The 18460-nt window shown below is 71.5% G+C and carries 18 protein-coding genes and 1 pseudogene; 7 read left to right on the top strand and 12 right to left on the bottom strand.

Annotation, left to right across the window (positions count from 1 at the left end; all coding sequences use genetic code 11):
- Positions 1-132 precede the first annotated feature (132 nt).
- A complete protein-coding gene (locus AC3ET3_RS16045) occupies positions 133-1560 on the top strand; it encodes a zinc-dependent metalloprotease (protein ID WP_432133986.1) in 1428 nt (475 codons plus the stop codon).
- Complete coding sequence (locus tag AC3ET3_RS16040) at positions 1557-2072, top strand: NUDIX hydrolase (RefSeq protein ID WP_432155896.1); 516 nt, start codon at positions 1557-1559, stop codon at positions 2070-2072. Before AC3ET3_RS16045 ends, AC3ET3_RS16040 begins: the two co-directional genes overlap by 4 nt.
- A 109-nt stretch (positions 2073-2181) precedes the next feature.
- Here the strand turns inward: AC3ET3_RS16040 and AC3ET3_RS16035 are convergent, their stop codons facing one another.
- From AC3ET3_RS16035 to AC3ET3_RS16020, 4 genes are all read right to left on the bottom strand, one after another.
- Positions 2182-2937 carry an AIM24 family protein gene (locus AC3ET3_RS16035; RefSeq protein WP_435612369.1) on the bottom strand — a complete coding sequence of 252 codons (756 nt, stop codon included), beginning with the start codon at positions 2935-2937 and terminating at the stop codon, positions 2182-2184.
- Between the two features lie 18 nt (positions 2938-2955).
- Positions 2956-3636, bottom strand: coding sequence for an AIM24 family protein (locus tag AC3ET3_RS16030; RefSeq protein ID WP_432155898.1), 681 nt, complete (start codon positions 3634-3636; stop codon positions 2956-2958).
- Positions 3637-3649: 13 nt separating this feature from the next.
- A complete protein-coding gene (locus AC3ET3_RS16025) occupies positions 3650-5341 on the bottom strand; it encodes a TerD family protein (RefSeq protein ID WP_435612368.1) in 1692 nt (563 codons plus the stop codon).
- 121 nt (positions 5342-5462) lie between these two features.
- The gene (locus AC3ET3_RS16020) at positions 5463-6059 is read right to left on the bottom strand and encodes a M48 metallopeptidase family protein (RefSeq protein WP_435612367.1); all 597 of its coding nucleotides are present in this window, start codon (positions 6057-6059) and stop codon (positions 5463-5465) included.
- A 287-nt stretch (positions 6060-6346) separates the two neighbouring features.
- On the opposite strand from AC3ET3_RS16020, the gene AC3ET3_RS16015 reads away from it, so the two are divergent.
- Positions 6347-7609, top strand: coding sequence for a TOMM precursor leader peptide-binding protein (locus AC3ET3_RS16015; protein ID WP_435612366.1), 1263 nt, complete (start codon positions 6347-6349; stop codon positions 7607-7609).
- Entirely contained in the window at positions 7602-8972 is a 1371-nt protein-coding gene (locus AC3ET3_RS16010) for an ABC1 kinase family protein (protein ID WP_435612365.1), read from the top strand. Before AC3ET3_RS16015 ends, AC3ET3_RS16010 begins: the two co-directional genes overlap by 8 nt.
- Positions 8973-9089: 117 nt before the next feature.
- Here the strand turns inward: AC3ET3_RS16010 and AC3ET3_RS16005 are convergent, their stop codons facing one another.
- The 4 genes from AC3ET3_RS16005 to AC3ET3_RS15990 all read right to left on the bottom strand — a co-directional run bounded on the left by AC3ET3_RS16005 (position 9090) and on the right by AC3ET3_RS15990 (position 12651).
- Positions 9090-9413: a hypothetical protein gene (locus AC3ET3_RS16005; RefSeq protein ID WP_435612364.1), complete on the bottom strand. Its 324-nt coding sequence runs from the start codon at positions 9411-9413 to the stop codon at positions 9090-9092.
- On the bottom strand, positions 9410-9778 hold the full coding sequence (locus AC3ET3_RS16000; RefSeq protein WP_005480495.1) for a WhiB family transcriptional regulator: 369 nt from the start codon (positions 9776-9778) through the stop codon (positions 9410-9412). The genes AC3ET3_RS16005 and AC3ET3_RS16000 overlap by 4 nt, the downstream gene beginning before the upstream one ends.
- 174 nt (positions 9779-9952) lie before the next feature.
- Positions 9953-10279 carry a hypothetical protein gene (locus AC3ET3_RS15995; protein ID WP_435612363.1) on the bottom strand — a complete coding sequence of 109 codons (327 nt, stop codon included), beginning with the start codon at positions 10277-10279 and terminating at the stop codon, positions 9953-9955.
- Between the two features lie 167 nt (positions 10280-10446).
- Positions 10447-12651: an ATP-dependent DNA helicase UvrD2 gene (locus AC3ET3_RS15990; RefSeq protein WP_435612362.1), complete on the bottom strand. Its 2205-nt coding sequence runs from the start codon at positions 12649-12651 to the stop codon at positions 10447-10449.
- Positions 12652-12879: 228 nt separating this feature from the next.
- On the opposite strand from AC3ET3_RS15990, the gene AC3ET3_RS15985 reads away from it, so the two are divergent.
- Positions 12880-13134, top strand: coding sequence for a mycoredoxin (locus AC3ET3_RS15985; RefSeq protein WP_432133975.1), 255 nt, complete (start codon positions 12880-12882; stop codon positions 13132-13134).
- A 352-nt stretch (positions 13135-13486) separates the two neighbouring features.
- Here the strand turns inward: AC3ET3_RS15985 and AC3ET3_RS15980 are convergent, their stop codons facing one another.
- Entirely contained in the window at positions 13487-14059 is a 573-nt protein-coding gene (locus AC3ET3_RS15980; protein ID WP_071387677.1) for a TetR/AcrR family transcriptional regulator, read from the bottom strand.
- Between the two features lie 108 nt (positions 14060-14167).
- On the opposite strand from AC3ET3_RS15980, the gene AC3ET3_RS15975 reads away from it, so the two are divergent.
- A complete protein-coding gene (locus AC3ET3_RS15975; protein WP_435612361.1) occupies positions 14168-15343 on the top strand; it encodes an agmatine deiminase family protein in 1176 nt (391 codons plus the stop codon).
- Between the two features lie 59 nt (positions 15344-15402).
- Here AC3ET3_RS15975 and AC3ET3_RS15970 read toward each other — a convergent pair whose 3' ends face one another.
- A complete protein-coding gene (locus AC3ET3_RS15970; protein WP_435612405.1) occupies positions 15403-15744 on the bottom strand; it encodes a hypothetical protein in 342 nt (113 codons plus the stop codon).
- Between the two features lie 50 nt (positions 15745-15794).
- On the opposite strand from AC3ET3_RS15970, the pseudogene AC3ET3_RS15965 reads away from it, so the two are divergent.
- Positions 15795-15881, top strand: a pseudogene (locus AC3ET3_RS15965) (NrdH-redoxin); the annotation flags it as partial.
- A 64-nt stretch (positions 15882-15945) separates the two neighbouring features.
- Here the strand turns inward: AC3ET3_RS15965 and nudC are convergent.
- Both nudC and AC3ET3_RS15955 read right to left on the bottom strand, forming a co-directional pair.
- On the bottom strand, positions 15946-16890 hold the full coding sequence (nudC, locus tag AC3ET3_RS15960; protein ID WP_432155904.1) for an NAD(+) diphosphatase: 945 nt from the start codon (positions 16888-16890) through the stop codon (positions 15946-15948).
- Between the two features lie 152 nt (positions 16891-17042).
- Positions 17043-18455 carry a dipeptidase gene (locus AC3ET3_RS15955; protein ID WP_432133972.1) on the bottom strand — a complete coding sequence of 471 codons (1413 nt, stop codon included), beginning with the start codon at positions 18453-18455 and terminating at the stop codon, positions 17043-17045.
- Positions 18456-18460: the final 5 nt, after the last annotated feature.

The following is an 18460-nucleotide window of genomic DNA, read 5'->3' as shown; positions in this document are numbered from 1 at the left end:
CCATCCTGCCGCAGGCCGCGAGTCGGCGGAGCACCGAGGCCCGATCGAGCCGGGGTGTCTACGCTGGGTGGTGTTGCAGGGCAGCCGTGCCGTCGGACGAGAACCGGCGGCCTCAACCAGCCGAGGAATCCCGTGAGTGACACCCCATTCGGATTCGGCCTTCCGCCGGAGGAGCCGGAAGACGGCGACGAGGGCAAGAAGAAGGACCCGCAGAGCGGTGGTGGTCAGGGCCCGGCCAACCCGTTCGGTTTCGGGCTGCCCGGAGCGGGCGGCCCCGGCGGCGACAATCCGTTCGCCGCGATGTTCGGTTCGCTGAACCCCACCGACCTGGGCGCCGCCTTCCAGCAGCTCGGCCAGATGCTCTCCTACGAGGGCGGCCCGGTGAACTGGGACATGGCCAAGCAGATCGCCCGCCAGACGGTCTCCCAGGGCACGCCGGACGGCGTGAAGGACGCGAGCGTCGGCCCGGCCGAGCGCAACGCCGTGCAGGAGGCCGTCCGCCTGGCCGAGCTGTGGCTCGACGACGTGACCTCCCTGCCGTCCGGGGCGGCCACCGCGGTGGCTTGGTCGCGCGCGGAGTGGGTCGAGGCGACGCTGCCGGCCTGGAAGGAGCTCGTCGACCCGGTCGCCGAGCGGGTCGGCACCGCGATGGGCGACGTGCTGCCCGAGGAGATGCAGGCCATGGCCGGCCCGCTGATCGGCGTGATGCGCTCGATGGGCGGCGCCATGTTCGGCTCGCAGATCGGGCAGGCCGTCGGCGTGCTCGCGGGCGAGGTCGTCGGCTCCACGGACATCGGCCTGCCCCTGGGCCCGGCCGGCCGTGCCGCGCTGCTGCCGCTGAACATCGACTCGTTCGGCCGGGACCTCGGCGTGGCCAAGGACGAGGTGCGGCTGTACCTGGCCCTGCGTGAGGCCGCCCACCAGCGGCTCTTCACGCACGTGCCGTGGCTGCGCTCGCACCTGTTCGGCGCGGTCGACGGCTATGCGCGCGGGATCAAGGTCGACACCGCCAAGCTGGAGGACGTCGTCGGCCAGTTCGACCCGCAGAACCCGGAGCAGCTGCAGGACGCCCTGCAGCAGGGCATGTTCCAGCCGGAGGACACCCCGGAGCAGAAGGCCGCCCTGGCCCGTCTGGAGACGGCGCTGGCACTCGTCGAGGGCTGGGTGGACGCGGTGGTGCACGCCGCCGCCAAGCCGCGCCTGACGTCGGCGGACGCGCTGCGCGAGACGCTGCGCCGCCGCCGCGCCTCCGGCGGCCCGGCGGAGCAGACGTTCGCCACCCTGATCGGGCTGGAGCTGCGCCCGCGCCGGCTGCGCGACGCCTCCCGGCTGTGGGCCTCGCTCACCGACGCCCGCGGGATCGACGGCCGTGACGCCCTGTGGGCCCATCCGGACATGCTGCCGACGGCCACCGACCTGGACGACCCGGACGGTTTCGTGCACCGGGAGCACCTGGACTTCTCCGAGCTGGACAAGATGCTCGGCGAGGCCGCCCAGAAGCCCGACCCGCGCAAGAAGGGCACCGCCGAGGACGAGAACGAGGGCGACGGCGCCGAGTGAGCCTGTACGACGACGCGGTCCTGGTACTGAAGGGCTACGAGGAGCAGGCCGAGCTGCGCCAGGTGTACCTGGAGCATCTGGAGACCCACCCGGACGGCATGTGGAAGGCCTGCCGGGACGGGCACGTCACCGCGAGCTCACTGGTGATCGACCCGGTCCGCGGACAGGTGCTGCTGACCCTGCACAAGAAGCTCCGGATGTGGCTGCAGACGGGCGGTCACTGCGAGCCCGCCGACGAGACTCTGGCCGCGGCCGCACTGCGCGAAGGGGCCGAGGAGTCCGGGGTCGCCGGGCTGACCCTGCTGCCCGGAGGCCCGGTGCGCCTCGACCGGCACCTCACCCCGTGCGCCTGGCACCTGGACGTGCAGTACGCCGCCGTGGCGCCACCCGGCTCCCTGGAGGTCATCAGCGACGAGTCGCTGGACCTGCGCTGGTTCGCCTATCACGAGGTGGCGGACGTGGCGGACGACTCGGTCGTACGACTGCTCGAAGCGACCCGCGCACGCCTTTGACGCGTAAGGGGTGACCGACAAGGCGGTCACCCCTTACATCGCGTCCTCGGGACGGGCACCCGCGGCCCACCCCCGGAAGGCCCGGGGGTGGCAACGGTTCCTGCGGGCGTCAGCTCCAGACGTTGCCCTGGTTCTGTCCGCGCGCCCCCTGCTGGCCCATGCCGAACTGCGCGGCGACACCCTGCCCGATCTGTGCGTTCTGCGGTGGCAGCAGCTCGCTGGGCTGGACGAGCGCGAAGCCGCTGCCCATGAAGCTGAGCTCCCAGCCCTCGCCGGTGTTGCCGCGGCGGCGCCACACGCCCGACGAATGGGTCTGCGCCTGCATCTGCACGCGCAGACCGGTCGACCAGGCGACGATGGCGTCCGCGTCGCAGTTGACGTACTTGTCGGGCGTGACCGGCATCAGCAGGGGCGCGCCGGACGTCATCAGGGCGACCCGGCCGCGGCCGGCGATGTTGAGCTGGTACTTCCCGGACCCGGAGATGCCGTAGAGGCTGTCGACGGCGATCACCTCGTGGTGCAGGGAGGAGTCCATGGCGAGCACGTAGCTGCTGTCGACGGTCAGCCCGTCCTGCTCCACCTCCATCACGTGGATGTGCTGGGCGAGGTTGGCGAAGTAGACCGTCCCCTGCCCGTGACAGCGCATCAGGTCCAGGCCCTCGCCGGTGTGGGCGCGCGAACGGCGCTGTCCGTGGGTCTGGTACTCGGCGTCGAACTCGACGAGACCCTGGTAGGCGACCATGGTGCCCTTGCGGGCCAGGACGTCCTCGTGGCCCTCCAGGACGACGCGCAGCATGTGCTTGTTCTGCAGGCTCCAGCGTTCCTGGGTCTGCTGGTCGTTGTAGGCGAAAAGCGGGCTCTGCATGATGGTTGTGGCTCCCCCTCAGCCCCGGAACCGGAGGCGGTCGGTGCTGTCCTCGCTGGGCTGGACGACGACGATGCCCTGACCGGAGAAGGCCATCTGGAAGGCCTCGCCGCTGCCGCGGCCGATCAGCGACTGCGCCTTGAAGCTGCGCTTGCCCTTCACCTTCAGGTTCGGGGACCAGGCGACCAGCGCGTCCGGGTCGACATAGGTCTCGTCCTCACCACCGCCGCAGTCGACGACGATGGGCTTGCCCCGGGAGGTCAGCGCGACCCAGCCCTGCCCGGAGATCTTGGTGTTCCACAGTCCCTGGCCCGCGAACTTGGCGAGCCCCTTGACCCGTTCCACACCCCAGGTGAGGTGGGCGTCGAAGGCGAGCAGGTTGGTCGCGTTGACCGAGATGCCGTCGCCGTTGAGATTGATCACGACGACGTCGGCGCCGTAGTCGGCGAGGTAGAGCAGGCCGTCGCCGGAGCACTTCATCAGGGGCGCGCCCTCGCCGGTCACCCAGTCACGGGCGATCTGCCGCACCGCCGCCGGGCTGGGCTCGTACTGGACGAAGCCCTCGTAGGCGACCATCGAGCCCACGCGCGCGAAGAGGTCGTTCCCGGTCTGCATGGCGACCTTCAGCATGTGGTTGCCGTGGTTCTCCATGCGGGCGGTGACGGGTGCGGGTGCGTAGCCCGCGAGCGGCTGGTTCATGACGGGCTCTCCCTCAGATCTCGTACGGCTGGACGACGACGAAGTTGCCGGGCGCGGCCCGGAACTGGAGGTTGACGCTCTCCCCGGTGGCGCCGGGGTAGGCGTTACGGCGCATCCGGACCTGGCTGGAGACGATCACCTGGGCGGCGGACGACCAGGCGACCACCGCGTTGGCGTCGGCGAAGGTGGTGGGCGTGACGGGCAGCACCACGGGCGTGCCGTGCGTCTTGACGACGATCGTGCCGGTGCCCTGGAACTGCATGGTGAACAGCGCCCCGCCGGGGATGCCGTGGCCCTCGATGCGGCGGACCTCGTGGTGGAGGCTCTCGTCGAACGCGAGGACGTTCTCCGCGGAGACGCAGATGCCGTCGCCCTGCAGCTCGATGGGGTGCAGCATGGTGGCGTTGTCGGCGAGGAACACCTGGCCCTGGCCGGTGCAGCGCATCAGCTGCATCTCCTGGCCGGTGGCGTTCCCGACGATCCGTCCGGCGAACCCGGCGCCCTTGTAGCTGAAGTCCACCTTGCCCTGATAGAGCACCATGCTGCCCTGCCGGGCCAGCACGGGCTGGCCGCCGATACCGAGGTCGACGCGGATCAGCTTCTTGTTCTGCTGCGTCCAGCGCTGCCCGGTCGGCGTCTCCTTGAACTGCTGCAGCGCGGCCGCCACACCGGCTCCGCCCTGGGGCGCGCCCTGCGGCACGCCGTACGCCTGCTGGCCCGGGACCTGGCCGTACGGGGGCTGCTGGCCGTAGCCGGGGGGCGACGGCTGCTGTCCGTAGCCGGGCGGGACGGGGGCCTGCGGGGCGTGGGGCTGGGCCGGGCCGGGCGGCATCGGGGCGGGGGGCTGCCCGTACGGGGCCTGGGCGCCGGCCTGGCCGTACGGCGGCTGCTGGCCGGGCCCGCCGTAGGGCGCCGGGGCAGGGGCGGGCGGCGGCACCTGGGTGCCGCCGGGCGGCGTCATGGGCGCGATGAGGGTGGGCTGGGCGTGCACCGAGGGCGCCGGGGCCGGAGGCGGGGTGGCACCTGGTGGTGCGAAGCCCTGCGACGCGGGTGGCTGAGCCGGGGCGGGCGCCGGAGCCGGGGCGGCGAAGGCGGGGGGCGCGGTGGTCTGCGCGGGCGGGGCGAAGCCGGGCGCGGAGCCGGACTGCGGCGGCTGCGGGGCGGCGGGCGTCTCCTCTTCCAGGACCTCGCCGCCGAAGTTCTTCAGCAGCGCCTCCAGGCCGCCGTCGAAGCCCTGGCCGACGGCGGCGAACCGCCAGACGTCCTTCAGGTAGAAGTCGCCCAGCATCACGGCCCGCTCGGTGGAGAACTCCGCGCCGCTGAAGGCGTACCGGGCCACCTCCTCGCCGCCCGCCACGATCCGGAGGTAACCCGGCTCGATCTGCGACATCTGCCCGGCGCCGTCGAGGGTCGCCGTGAACGACAGCTTCTGGATGTGCGGCGGGATCCGGTCGAGAGTGACCCGGAAGGATTCGGTGTCGCCCGCCTGCGACCCCAGAAGCTGGACGGCCTCCTCGGGTGACTTCGGCTGATTGAAGAAGACGAAGTACCGGTCGTCGGAGAGCCGCTCGTCGGCGTCGAGGCCGAAGCAGCTGATGTCGAAGGTCAGTCCGGGGGCGGAGATCTGCACGCCTACGTACAGATCCGTGCCCGCGGTCAGGTCACTGATCCTGGCCTTGTGGCCGCGTTGGAATTCCCTGGGCATGCGTAACGACCGTCCCCCATCCCGAGTGTGAGTGCGTCGCGCCAGGCTAACCGCAAACTCCGACATCGGACGCAGTCGGTACAGACCCGGTACACAACCCCTGCCGGACGGTTCCGGGAGATCACTGCCCGCGCGCGCGGGGCAGGTGCGGCAACCGGTCGGCGGCCACCACGCCCTCCAGGTAGCCGCGGGCCCGTTCCGTGCGCGGATAGGCCTCCAGCAGCCGCCAGAAGTCGGGCCCGTGCCCCGGCACCAGCAGGTGCGCCAGCTCGTGAAGAAGGACGTAGTCGATGACGTACTCGGGCATGCCCTTGAGGCGGTGCGACAGCCGGATGCTGCCCTCGGCCGGAGTGCAGGAACCCCAGCGGGTGTTTTGGTTGGTCACCCAGCGGACGGAGGAGGGCCGGGCCCGGCCCGCGAAGTACTGCTCGGACAGCCGCTCCGCGCGTTCGGCGAGCTCTGCGTCGCCGGGCACCCGCCGGCTCTCCTGGGCGGCCAGCTTGTCGAGCATGACGCTCACCCAGCGCTGCTCCTCCGCCTCGGACATCCGGGCGGGGATGAGCACGACGGTGCGATCGCCCTCGCGGTACGCGGAGACCGTCCGGCGGCGCCGGGCGCTCCTGCGCACCTCGATCGCGCTCGCCCTGGAACTGCTCGGCGGCTGGCTCGTCGTGCTGCGCTGTGGGGTCGCGGCGCGGTGCGGTGGGTCGGCGGGCACGCCCCGACGTTACCCGCTGTGCACGGGGTAAGTCCCGGCTCCGGAGCGGTTGTCCGCCGAACCCACACGTCCGCCGTTCCTCGTCCGACGGATTTGTACGACGAATCACGCTACCTGTGGACAACTCGCCGCAGCCATCGGCGAATGCGGGCATCCTGGCATTCGTCGGCGGAGCGAGGAGCCCCTCACGCCCCCGCTCCGCCGGTACCCGGACGTCTTCCGGTACGGGCACCGATCCACCACGGGCACCGATCCACCACGAGCACCGCGATCCACGGGGGAAACACATGCATGCGATGGTGAAGCCCGCGCTACGGCGCGGCTGGCGCGATCTCAACACCGTGCAGTTCGGTATGTCTCCGGCACACGCGCTGACGCTGGGCCCGATGGACACCGCGACCGGCCACTTCCTGGACCTGCTGGACGGCACCCGCGGCCCGGAACTCCTGCGCGAGGAAGGACGGCGCATGGATCTGCCGGACGGCCATGTGGACCTGCTGGTGCGGCGCCTGACCGCCGCGGGCCTGATCGAGGACGCCCGGGGCGGCGGCCCGGACGCCGACGCACTGCGCGCGAAGCCGGAGGTACTGGACCGGCTGCGGCCCGACCTCGCCGCGCTGTCCCTGGCCACCTCCGAGCCCGGCGACGCGATGCGGACACTGGCCGCCCGCCGTCGGCTGCGGGTGCAGGTGCGCGGGGCCGGCCGGGTGGGTGCGGTGCTGGCCTCACTGCTGTCGGGCGCCGGTGTCGGCGACGTCGACGTCCGCGACGGCGGCCGGGTCGCGCCGGGCGACGTCGCACCGGGTGGCCTGCCTGTCGAGGCGGTCGGCGAGCGTCGCGAGGACGCCGCCCGCCGCGCGGTGCGCCGGTGCGCGCCCGGCCGCCCGCCCCGCAGAACCACGGGCTCGGCCGACGAAGCGGGCACTCCGGGTCTCTCCTTGGTGGTCCTCGCCCCTCGCGACGACGTCTCGGTGCACTGCCCCGACCCGGCCCAGGCGGCTTCTCTGCTCGACTCGGGCACACCGCATCTCTACGCGGGCGTGGTGGAGGGCACCGGCGTCGTCGGTCCGTTCGTCCTGCCCGGCGAGACCGGCTGCGCCGGCTGTCTGGAGCAGGCCCGCGTCGACCGGGACCCTACCTGGCCGCGTCTCGTCGCCCAGTGGCGCTCCGGGCAGCGGCGGCCGGTCCGCGCCTGCGATCTCGCGCTGGCCACGACGGTCGCGGGCCTGGCCGCCGCCCACGCGCTGGCCTTCCTCGACGGCCGGCCCCCCTCCAGCGCGGGATTCCGCTGGGAGGTCTCCGCTCCCACTCTGCGGTGGCACGCCCGCCCGGTCCGCGCCCACCCGGCCTGCCCGTGCCGGGCGGCCGACCGGGAGGCAGAGTGGGGCAGGGAACGGCGCGAGAATCCAGAGAGCGGAAAACGTAAGGGAGAACACACCCCGAAGGACCGGGCGGCACACGAGACAATGGTTGAGGAACGGCAATCGACTGAGTTACGCCGTACGGCGCACGCGGCGCGGCTGGCTGGGACCTGGAGGGCGCATGTCTGATCTTCCCCGGAAGGCGGTCACCCGGACCGCCAAGCTCGCCGCGCTCCCGCTCGGCTTCGCGGGCCGGGCGACCTGGGGCCTGGGCAAGCGCATCGTCGGCGAGTCCGCGGAGATCGTCGGCCGCGAACTGCAGCAGCGCACCGCCGAGCAGCTGTTCAAGGTGCTCGGCGAGCTCAAGGGCGGCGCGATGAAGTTCGGGCAGGCGCTGTCCGTCTTCGAGTCCGCCCTGCCGGAAGAGGTCGCCGGCCCCTATCGGGCGGCCCTGACCAAGCTGCAGGACGCCGCCCCGCCGATGCCCACGCGTACGGTGCACGCGGTACTCGCCGGGCGGCTGGGCGAGGACTGGCCGGACCTGTTCGAGGAGTTCGAGGACAAGCCGGCCGCGGCCGCCTCCATCGGCCAGGTGCACCGAGCGGTCTGGCACGACGGCCGGGAGGTCGCGGTCAAGGTCCAGTACCCGGGCGCGGGCGACGCCCTGCTGTCCGACCTGAACCAGCTCAGCCGCTTCGCCCGCCTGCTGGGACCCCTGGTCCCCGGCATGGACGTCAAGCCGCTGATCAGCGAGTTGCGGGACCGGGTCGCCGAAGAACTGGACTACGGCCTGGAGGCCGCCGCGCAGCAGGCCCACGCGGAGGAGTTCGCCGACGACCCGGACGTGACCGTCCCGGCCGTGGTCCACCAGTGCGACCAGGTTCTGATCACCGAGTGGATGGACGGTGTCCCCCTGTCCGAGGTGATCGCGGAGGGCACGCAGGAGCAGCGGGACCGGGCCGGCCAGTTGTTGGCGCGCTTCCTCTTTTCCGGGCCGGCCCGCACCGGCCTGCTGCACGCCGACCCGCACCCGGGCAACTTCCGCCTGCTGCCCGGTGGCCCCGGGAAGGAGGACTGGCGGCTCGGTGTGCTGGACTTCGGCACGGTCGACCGGCTCCCGGGCGGGCTGCCCACCCCGATCGGCGAGTCCCTGCGCCTGACCCTCGGCGGCGACGCGAGCACTGTCTACGAGCTGCTGTGTGAGGAAGGCTTCGTGAAGGAGTCGATCGAGCTGGACCCGGATGCGGTCCTCGACTACCTCGTGCCGATCATCGAGCCGGCCCAGGTGGAGGAGTTCACGTTCACCCGATCCTGGATGCGCGGCCAGGCGGCCCGGATCGCCGATCCCCGCTCCCCCGCGTACCAGCTGGGCAAGCAGCTCAACCTGCCGCCGGCGTACCTGCTGATACACCGGGTGACTCTCAGCACCATCGGGGTGCTCTGCCAGCTCGGCGCGACGGTGCGTCTTCGCGAGGAACTGGAGGAGTGGCTGCCGGGCTTCGCCGAGGAACTGAATCGGCCGGACGAGGAGGCGGCCGCGGCGGAGGCATGAGCCCCCGGCCCGGGCGGCCCGGACGCGGCGTGGGGGCCGGCCCGTCGGACGGACCGGCCCCCACCGGAAGCGTTCTCCCTCCCAGTACGGGAGGGAGTTCAGATCACTGCATCACGGTCACTGCATCACGGCCATGGCGAGCGCCCGGCGGGCGCGCAGCGAGGCGCGCTCGGCCCGGCGCTGCATCCGGCGGGCGGCCGCCAGGCGCAGGGCCTGTCGGTCCCGCTCGGCCTCGTGCAGGCGCGTGTGCATATGCGCACGAGCCAGGGCTTCTGGGATGAGTTGCATCTCTCGGTTCCTGTTCTGGCGCGAGTCGATCGCGCCGGTCATGGTGACGAATTCGGTCGCGGAGCCTGCGGGCTCGCTGGTGGACGGCTTCATCGGGGCCTGCTTCTTGGGGTCGTGCGTGAGGGGGCGATCGATCGTTCCTGCGGTGTTCATGCTGTGACCGGGTTCTTGCGCGGGCGGCCACGCGGCCGCTTCCGGGCGACGACGACCCCCTGGACGAACAGCTCGCCACCCCAGACGCCCCAGGGCTCACGCCGCTCCTTGGCGCCGGCGAGGCAGGCCTCCATCAGCGGGCAGGTGCGGCAGAGGGACTTGGCGTACTCGACGTCCGCCGGGGACTCCGCGAAGAAGACCTCCGGGTCGTAGGAGCGGCAGGGGACGGGCACGCCGAGGTTCTCGATGGCGTCGTCGAGCGCGGTGAGCGCGGTGAGCGGGGTCAAGGTGGAGTCCTCCGTGAGGCCGGGCGGCGGGATCGTTTCAGAAGGCGGTACGGACGGGGCGTGCGCTTCGAGTTGCACGGTTCGTCTTCCTCGTCTGGTTGTTCGGCCCGGTTGGGCCGGGAGGCGGTTGGTACCGGGTTGTGCTCTTGCCCGAGGCCCCTTCGCTCCGTCATCCACGTTGGTGGACAAACAGAAGGGCCGCGGATCCCGGATGGGGTTCCGCGGCCCTGAAGGCGCCGACCTGATCAACGATCAGGCTGGATCACTCCAGGGTTCTGGCCCACGGAAGGCCCACATCAGGTGGTGGTGCGTCGTCTGCTTCCGGCTTCCGGCACCGGCCGCCGCAAAGGCATAGGCCTGGGCCTGTGCCTCTACCGCTTCCAGTGCCTTGGTCGGTCGCTCATCGCGCTCACGGACGGGAAGGCCCGCGGGAACGAGGGAGGCGGCGGACGCGGAACGGCCGACACGAATGCCGGACACACCGGTGCCCGGGTTGGAGGCGCCGAGCATGCACAGGGAGACGGTCGAGCAATCGGTCAGTTTGGCGGTGCTGGTGGAGCTGGTGTTGATGATGATCACTTCAATCGCCTCCTCTCAGCGTCTCGGGGGATCGGGGGTGAGCCCGGTCCGTCGGATATGCAAGTACAGCACGGAAGCAGGGCCTTCGAGAAGGCCGCTGTTCGCGTGCTTAAGAACCTATGGGGACTGCTGGGGCATGCGCAAACTATTTTTTCGACGAGTTCGCATCAGTCCCCCTCGGTCCCTCCCTCCACGTCCTGGCCTGCGCAGATGGCCAGCACGTCGGCTCCGTAGCGTTTGAGCTTGCGCATGCCGACCCCCGGGATGCGCGCGAGGTCGCCCGGCTCGTCCGGGACGCTCTCGGCGATCGCCATCAGGGTCTTCTCGGTGAAGACGCAGAAGGCGGGCTGACCGTTGCGCCGCGCCTGGACCTCCCGCCAGGCCAGCAGCCGCCCGAAGAGGCCCTCGTCCATGTCGGACGGGCAGTCCTCGCAGCGCAGCAGCTTCAGCTCGCCGCCGTCGGTGAGGGGCCGGCCGCAGACCCGGCAGCGGGCGGGGGTTCGTCGGGTGCGGCGCGGGGCAGCCGTACTGCCCGTCGACATGCCGGGCATGCCGCGTTCGACACCGGCGCCGGTGCCGTTGGCGCCGCGGCCCTGCGCTGCGCCGGAACCGGGGCGCAGGCCGTCCAGGAAGCGGCTGGGACGGCGGCTGGGACGGCCACCCGGCGAGCGGGACAGCGCCCATGAGACGTGCAGCCGCTCGCGAGCCCGGGTGACGCCCACGTAGAGCAGCCGGCGTTCCTCCTCGATCTGCTCGTCGGTTCTGGCGTAGGTGATCGGCATCATGCCTTCGGCGACACCGACCAGGAAGACGACGTCCCACTCCAGGCCCTTGGCCGAGTGCAGGGAGGCGAGGGTGACGCCCTGGACGGTCGGGGCGTGCTGGGCGTTGGCCCGCTCGTCGAGCTCGGTGACCAGGTCGGCGAGAGTGGCGCCGGGGCGGGCTGCGGCGAAGTCCTGGGCGAGGTTGACCAGGGCGGCGAGAGACTCCCAGCGCTCTCTGACCGCCCCGGAACCGGCCGGCGGCTGAGGGGTCCAGCCCTCGCCGGAGAGAACGGCACGCACTTGGGAGGCCAGATCGACGGCGTCGTCGAGTGCCGAGTCGTTGCCGCCGAAGCGGGCGGCGCCGCGCAGGGCGATGCTTGCCTTGCGGACCTCGGGCCGGTCGAAGAAGCGCTCGGCGCCGCGCAGCTGGTAGGGGATGCCGGCGTCGGCGAGAGCCTGCTCGTAGGTCTCGGACTGGGCGTTGGTGCGGAACAGGATCGCGATCTCGGCGGCCGGGACCCCGGCGCCGAGGAGTTCACGGATGCGGCGGGCCGCGCCCTCGGCCTCGGCGGGCTCGTCGGCGTACTCGGTGTAGCCGGGCTCGGGTCCGGCCGGGCGCTGGGAGACCAGTTCGAGCCGGTGGTCGGCGGCCCGTCCGCGGGCCTGGGCGAGCAGGCCGTTGGCGAGCTGGACGACCTGGGGGGTCGAGCGGTAGTCGCGGACCAGCTTGACGACGGTGGCGCCGGGATGGCGGGTGCGGAAGTCGAGGAGGTGGTCGGGGGTCGCGCCGGTGAAGGAGTAGATCGTCTGGCTGGCGTCGCCGACCACGCACAGGTTGTCGCGGTCGCCGAGCCACAGGTCCAGCAGGCGCTGCTGGAGGGGGCTGACGTCCTGGTACTCGTCGACCACGAAGTGCTGGTACTGGGCGCGGACCTGCTCGGCGATGTCCCGCCGGTCCTGGAGGACGGCGACGGTCAGCAGCAGCACGTCCTCGAAGTCGATGACCGAGCGGTCGCGCTTGAGGTCCTCGTAGGCCGTGTAGAGCTGGGCGATCTCGGCGGGGCCACGGGGCGCCTCACGACCGGCCTTGGCGGCGGCGAGCGGGTAATCGGCGGGAACGGTCTGCGTGACCTTGGACCACTCGATCTCGGCGGTGACGTCCCGCAGCTCACCGCGGTCCAGCCGGATGCGGCAGGCGGCGGCCGCGTCGGCGACGAGCTGCGCCTTCCGGTCGACGAGCCGGGGCAGCGAACCACCGATCGCTTTCGGCCAGAAGTACTGGAGCTGCCGCAGGGCCGCGGAGTGGAAGGTGCGGGCCTGGACACCCTGGGCGCCGAGCTGGCGCAGTCGGCCGCGCATCTCGCCGGCGGCGCGGTTGGTGAAGGTGACGGCGAGCACGCTGGAGGGCTGCAGGATGCCGGCGCGCACCCCGTAGGCGATGCGGTGGGTGATGGCCCGCGTCTTGCCGGTGCCGGCTCCGGCCAGCACGCACACCGGCCCGCGCAGCGCGGTGGCGACCTCGCGCTGCTCGGGGTCGAGCCCTTCGAGCACCGCGTCGGCCGAGTCCGGTACCTGCGGGAAGAGGGTGGAGTGCGTTGCTGGAGTCACACCGCCATGCTGCCAGGTCGCCGGAGGGGGACGAGCCGGTTGTCCACAGGCGGGGCCTCGCAGTCGTACTAATGCGGCAGGGGTCACGTCGGGCGGTGCGGCGGGGGTCATACGGGGCGCGGCGGTGGTGGGAGCGCACGGGGCGCGGCGGTGGGGAATGGTTGAGGGACGGTCGGTGTTCCTGCCCTCGACGGTCTTCCCCGAGCTGTTCCGAGGAGCGATAGCGACATGCAGGGCACTGTGACGATGTACAGCACCACCTGGTGCGGATACTGCCAGCGGCTGAAGAAGCAACTGGACCGCGAGGGCATCACGTACACCGAGATCAACATCGAGCAGGACCCTGAGTCGGCCGCGTTCGTCGAGAAGGCCAATGGCGGAAACCAGACGGTTCCCACCGTTCAGGTAATTCCCTCCGGTGGCACTGAGGTCGTAATGACGAACCCGAGCCTTGCCCAGGTGAAGCAGGCGCTCGGCGTCTGACCCTTGCGAGACGCAGCCCCCGACCGGCCCGATGCTGATCGGGGGCTTTGTGTGCCCTGGGAAGACCGCAGCGGCAGGACCAAGGCCCGCCCCGGCACCTACCGCTGTAGATGCGAGGCCGTCTCGTGAACGCGCCTTACAGGGCGCAGAGAGACTGAGCGCTCCACCTGGCGGCCGTCACCAACAGAACCTCTGAGCGCGCGGTGGCAAAACCGCAGGTTCAGAGCGCGAGCACAGGCCGAGTGGAGAAGTCCTCGCAAAGGTCCTCACCATCCGGGCCATACACGAACTCGACCATGGGTGGGTTTGCGACTGCCCTGTTTCGGATGAGGGCGAGGCCGTGCCGGCCGGGTCAGGGGCCGAGCTCCGCGATGATGGCGCCGCGCAGGAGGTGGCGGGAGCGTTCGAGGGTGAGGGTGCCGCTGAGCCAGCGTTTGCTGAGTCCTTCGACGAGGGCGGTGAGCCGGTGGGCGGCGTCGTCCGGTGAGATGTCGGGGGTGGCGCGGCCGGTCTGCTGGGCGCGGTGGATCAGGTCGCTGGTGTAGTCGTTCCAGCTGTCGGTGGTGGTGCGGAGCTGATCGCGCAGTTCGGGCTGGAAGACGGCGGTGGAGCGCAGTTCGCCCCAGGCGGTGCTGTTCTCGACGACGGCGGGGGTGTCCTGGAGTTCGAGGAGCAGCATCTCTTCCAGGTGGCCGCGGGGGTCGGTATCGGGGTCGCTGGTGGGCTGGGTGTAGTGCTCGGCTCGGGTGTTGATGAAGTCGAGTGTGCGGGCGAGGAGACCGGCCCGGTCGCGGAAGTGGTAGTAGATCAGCGAGGTCGACACGCCGGCCTCCTCGGCCAGCTCTTCGACTCGCAGGCCCCTGATGCCGCGCTGCGCGATGACACGGGCGGCGGCTTCCAGGATGGCGGTGCGGCGGGCGGACACGGTTCGGCTCCCTAGAAAGGTTCCAGGCGGTGACGGAGGCAATGCTACCGTCTCACCCTGACTGAAATTTCAGTCAGGAATTGTTCCGTCCGGGATGGGAGCCGTGCCATGAGGAGACCGAACCGCCGAAGCGTGCTGAGGGGCGGTGCGGCTGCTGCGCTGGCCGCCGCGGGGCTGACAGCCTGCGCCCAGGACCAGGAGAAGAAGTCGGGCCAGCCGTCGGCCGGGGCAGAGGAGAGCGCGGTGCCCGTTCGGAATCGGGCCGAGCTGTTCATGCCGGCGGAGACCCGCGAGCATGTCCGCACGTTCATGTCCTGGCCGCCGCTGGACTCGGTCTGGGAGGACATGGCCGACGACGTCCAGCGCGACATCGCGGGCATTGCCCGGGCGCTGGCCGAGTTCGAGCCTGTAGTCATGCTGGCTGCCCCGGAGGAAGTCAAGGCCGCCCGCCGGGCCTGCGGCTCCGGAGTCGAGGTGATCGCGGTACCCACCGACGACCTGTGGATGCGCGACAGCGGCCCGACCTTCGTCCAGGGCCCGAAAGGCCTCGAGGGCATCGACCTGCACTTCAACGGCTGGGGCGGCAAGCAGGAACACGAGCACGACGCGAAGGTCGCCCGCGCCGTCCTGGAGTACGCCGGCGTCCCCCGCGTCGACGCGCCGCTGGTGGGGGAGGGCGGCTCACTGGAAGTGGACGGCCACGGCACCCTCCTGGTCACCGAGAGCTCTTTGGCCAACCCCAACCGCAACCCCGACCTGAGCCGCGACGAGATCGAGAACTCCCTCAAGAACCTGGTCGGCGCCGACAAGGTGATCTGGTTCGAGGGCGTCAAGGGCCAGGACATCACCGACTACCACGTCGACTCGCTGGCCCGCTTCGCAGAGAACGGTGTCGTCCTGCTCAGCCGCGCCTGGGCCGGCGACGGACCCGACGTGTGGACCCGCGCCCACGACCAGGCACGCGGCGTCCTGGAGAGCACGACCGACGCCCGTGGAAGAAGGTTCGAGATCATCGACCTCCCCGAACCCGACCCTGCCCGGCTCGGCCGCCGCGGGGAGGACTTCCTCGGCTCCTACGCCAACTACTACATCGCCAACGACGCCGTCCTCATCCCCCGCTTCGGCGACCGCAAAGCCGACCAGCAGGCCGCCGCCGTCATCGGCGACCTCTGCCCCGATCGCGAGGTCGTTCAGCTGGAGATCCACGCCGTCGCCGAAGGCGGCGGGGGCATCCACTGCGCCACCCAACAGCAGCCCAAGGCCGCAGAGAGCAGCAGTTCTTGAGGTGTTGTGCGATTCCCGGCGAGGTTGAGGCAAGACCGCGGACCGCGGTGCTTGGTCGGCTACTGCCTCCTGGTGAGGCTGCCGGTGCCGGCTTCGGCGAGGATATCGAGCTTGACCGGGCGCCTCAGCTTGGCGCGGGTGCCCTCGATGTTCTTCGGCAGCAGTTCATGGTCGAGGGCTTCGCAGACGTCGCGGGCCCGGAGGGGACCAGTGGCCTCGTTGAGGACGGCGAGGATGCGGGGATAGTCCGGGTGCTCGGGCAGATGCGACGGAGCGGCCGGGAGTCGGTCGGCGAGAGCGGTGACGGTCTTCCGGGTGATCGCGAGGTGTTCGAGGTGGGTCTCTGCCTCCCGCAGTCGAGCCTGGAGTTCTTCGGTCTGGGTGCGGAGGTCGCCTGCCAGGGCCCGGGTGGCTTCCTCCTGGAGGCCGAGCGCGTCGAGGAGAGAGTCGACAGACCGTGCCGACGGCGCTGTTCCCGGACGGATCGACCCTGACGAACCCGTCACTGGCCCAGGTGAAGCAGAAGGTCGGCGTGTAGCCGGTCGGCGCGCGCACGACGAAGGGCGGCCCCCCATCCGGGAGGGCCGCCCTTCGTCGTGCGGTCAGATGACGCTGCGCGTCGGCAGCGGCTTGCCGTACCAGAGCTCGATCAGGCGGGCGGCGATGGAGATGCCGTACGGCGGCAGGACCTCGCCGGACTCGAAGGCCGCGCCGAGTTCGTCGCGGGAGAACCAGCGGGCCTCGTGGATCTCGTCGCCGTCGACGTCGATGTGCGTGGAGGTGGCGCGGGCCATGAAGCCCAGCATGAGGCTGGACGGGAACGGCCAGGGCTGGCTGGCGACGTACTCCACTTCGCCGACGGTCACGCCGGCCTCCTCGAAGACCTCCCGCCGCACGGCCTGCTCGATCGACTCGCCCGGCTCGACGAATCCGGCGAGCGTGGAGAAGCGGCCCTCGGGCCAGTGGACCTGGCGGCCGAGGAGGATGCGGTCGTCCTCGTCGGTGACCGCCATGATCACGGCGGGGTCGGTGCGGGGGTAGTGCTCGGCTCCGCAGGCGGGGCAGCGGCGGATGTGGCCGGCGGCGGCGATGACGGTGCGCTCGCCGCAGCGGGAGCAGAAGCGGTGGGTGCGCTGCCAGTTCTCCAGGCCCACGGCGTGCACCATGAGGCCCGCGTCGCGCGGTGACAGCAGCAGGCCGGCCTCGCGCAGGCCGGCGGGGCGTGCGGACTGGTCGATGCGGCCGGGCAGAGCGTCCTTCTGGAGCGCGAAGTAGGTGACGCCGTCGGCGTCGGTGCCGAGGAAGTAGCGGTGGGCCTCGGTGAGGGGGGCCTCGAAGGAGGGGGTCATGACGAGCTCGGTCCGGCCGTCGGGTGTCTCGTCTATGAGGACCTGACCGCCGGAGACCACGAAACAGCGCGTCGTGGGGTGGCTCCACGCCGCCGCGAGCCATGCCTCGTCGAGCCGGTGGTGCGCGGCCCGGTCGATGCCGCTCGGGGCGGTGAGCGAGATGGGTCGGTCGGCGTTCTGGTCGGTCCAGGTGGTCACGGGTGCTTCCAACTCCCCCGGTGGAACGGATGTGGCGTCGGGCGGTTCAGCGGGACGTACGGCAGGGGCGACCGGGTGCCGGGCGGTGTCCTGGTGCGGGGCGGTTCTTCCAGTGTGCCCCGCGGGGCGGCGCCAGGGACCGTGCGGTGGTGTCAGGGGGCATGGCGCCAGTTCTCGGCGAGATCGCCCCACAGGTGAGCGCTGGTCTCGGCGCCCTTGAGGAGCAGGTCCAGCTCGACCTTCTCGTTGGGGGCGTGCCAGCCGTCGGAGGGGACGGAGATGCCGAGGAAGAGCACGGGAGCGCCGAGGACCTCCTGGAGGTCGGCGGCCGGCCCGGAGCCCCCTTCGCGGGTGAAGCGGACGGGGCCCTCGAAGGCGCGGCCCATGGCCCGGACGACGGACTGGAGGGCGGGGTGGTCCAGCGGGGTCAGGCACGGGCGGGTGGCGGGGCTGAAGTCGATCTCGTGGCGGATCCCGGCGGGCAGCCGCTCGGCGGCCCAGGCGCGGACGGCCTTCTCGATGTGGTCGGGGTCCTGGCCTGCGACCAGCCGGAACGACAGCTTCACCATGGCCGAGGAGGGGATGATCGTCTTGCTGCCGGGGCCCTGGTATCCGCCGCCGATGCCGTTGACCTCGGCGGTGGGGCGGGCCCAGATGCGCTCAAGGGTGGTGTGTCCGGCCTCGCCGTGGGTGGCGCGCGACTTGGCGGTGCGCAGCCACTGTTCCTCGTCGAAGGGAAGCTCGGCGAAGAGTTCGCGTTCGCGGTCGGTGAGTTCGGCGATGCCGTCGTAGAAGCCGGGGATCGCCACGCGTGCGTGCTCGTCGTGCAGGGCGGCGACGAGCCGGGCGGCGGCGGTGGCCGGGTTGGGCACGGCGCCGCCGAAGGAGCCGGAGTGGATGTCCTGGTCCGGGCCGTACAGCCGGATCTCGCAGTCGGTGAGGCCGCGCATGCCGGTGCAGACGGTGGGGGTGTCCTCGGCCCACATGCCGGTGTCGGAGACGATCACCGCGTCGGCGGCGAGTCGGTCGGCGTGCTTCTCGACGAGGTCCCGGAAGTGGGGGGAGCTGGATTCCTCCTCGCCCTCGATCAGGAGCTTGAGGTTGACCGCGGGGGCGGTGCGACCGGTGGCGGCGAGGTGGGCGCGGACTCCGAGGGTGTGGAAGAAGACCTGGCCCTTGTCGTCGGCGGCCCCGCGCGCGTAGAGGCGGTTTCCGCGGACGACCGGGTCGAAGGGGTCGCTGTCCCAGCCGTCCTCGCGGGCGGCGGGCTGAACGTCGTGGTGGCCGTAGACGAGGACGGTGGGCGCCTCGGGGTCGCCGGAGGGCCACTCGGCGTAGACGGCGGGCGCTCCCTGGGTCGGCCAGACCTCCGCGACGGGGAAGCCGGTGTCCTTGAGCCGGGTGGCGAGCCATTCGGCGCTGCGCCGGACGTCGGGCGCGTGGTCGGGCTGTGCGGAGACCGACGGGATGCGCAGCCACTCGGCGAGGTCGTCGAGGAAGGCGGCGCGGTGCTGTTCGATGTACGCGCGGACGGCGCTGACGTCGCTGTCAACGGGATGGCTCATGGTCA

This window comes from Streptomyces sp. bgisy159, assembly GCF_057707805.1.
This window is presented reverse-complemented; position numbering and strand designations above follow the sequence as displayed.

What these genes read in the sequence shown, in the direction of transcription:
- AC3ET3_RS16030 (WP_432155898.1), bottom strand. Translation starts at nt 3,636, where the DNA reads ATGAACCAGCCGCTCGCGGGCTACGCACCCGCACCCGTCACCGCCCGC.
- AC3ET3_RS16005 (WP_435612364.1), bottom strand. Translation starts at nt 9,413, where the DNA reads ATGAACACCGCAGGAACGATCGATCGCCCCCTCACGCACGACCCCAAG.
- AC3ET3_RS15985 (WP_432133975.1), top strand. Translation starts at nt 12,880, where the DNA reads ATGCAGGGCACTGTGACGATGTACAGCACCACCTGGTGCGGATACTGC.
- AC3ET3_RS15975 (WP_435612361.1), top strand. Translation starts at nt 14,168, where the DNA reads ATGAGGAGACCGAACCGCCGAAGCGTGCTGAGGGGCGGTGCGGCTGCT.
- AC3ET3_RS15955 (WP_432133972.1), bottom strand. Translation starts at nt 18,455, where the DNA reads ATGAGCCATCCCGTTGACAGCGACGTCAGCGCCGTCCGCGCGTACATC.
- AC3ET3_RS16010 (WP_435612365.1), top strand. Translation starts at nt 7,602, where the DNA reads ATGTCTGATCTTCCCCGGAAGGCGGTCACCCGGACCGCCAAGCTCGCC.
- AC3ET3_RS16025 (WP_435612368.1), bottom strand. Translation starts at nt 5,341, where the DNA reads ATGCCCAGGGAATTCCAACGCGGCCACAAGGCCAGGATCAGTGACCTG.
- AC3ET3_RS16035 (WP_435612369.1), bottom strand. Translation starts at nt 2,937, where the DNA reads ATGCAGAGCCCGCTTTTCGCCTACAACGACCAGCAGACCCAGGAACGC.
- AC3ET3_RS16015 (WP_435612366.1), top strand. Translation starts at nt 6,347, where the DNA reads ATGCATGCGATGGTGAAGCCCGCGCTACGGCGCGGCTGGCGCGATCTC.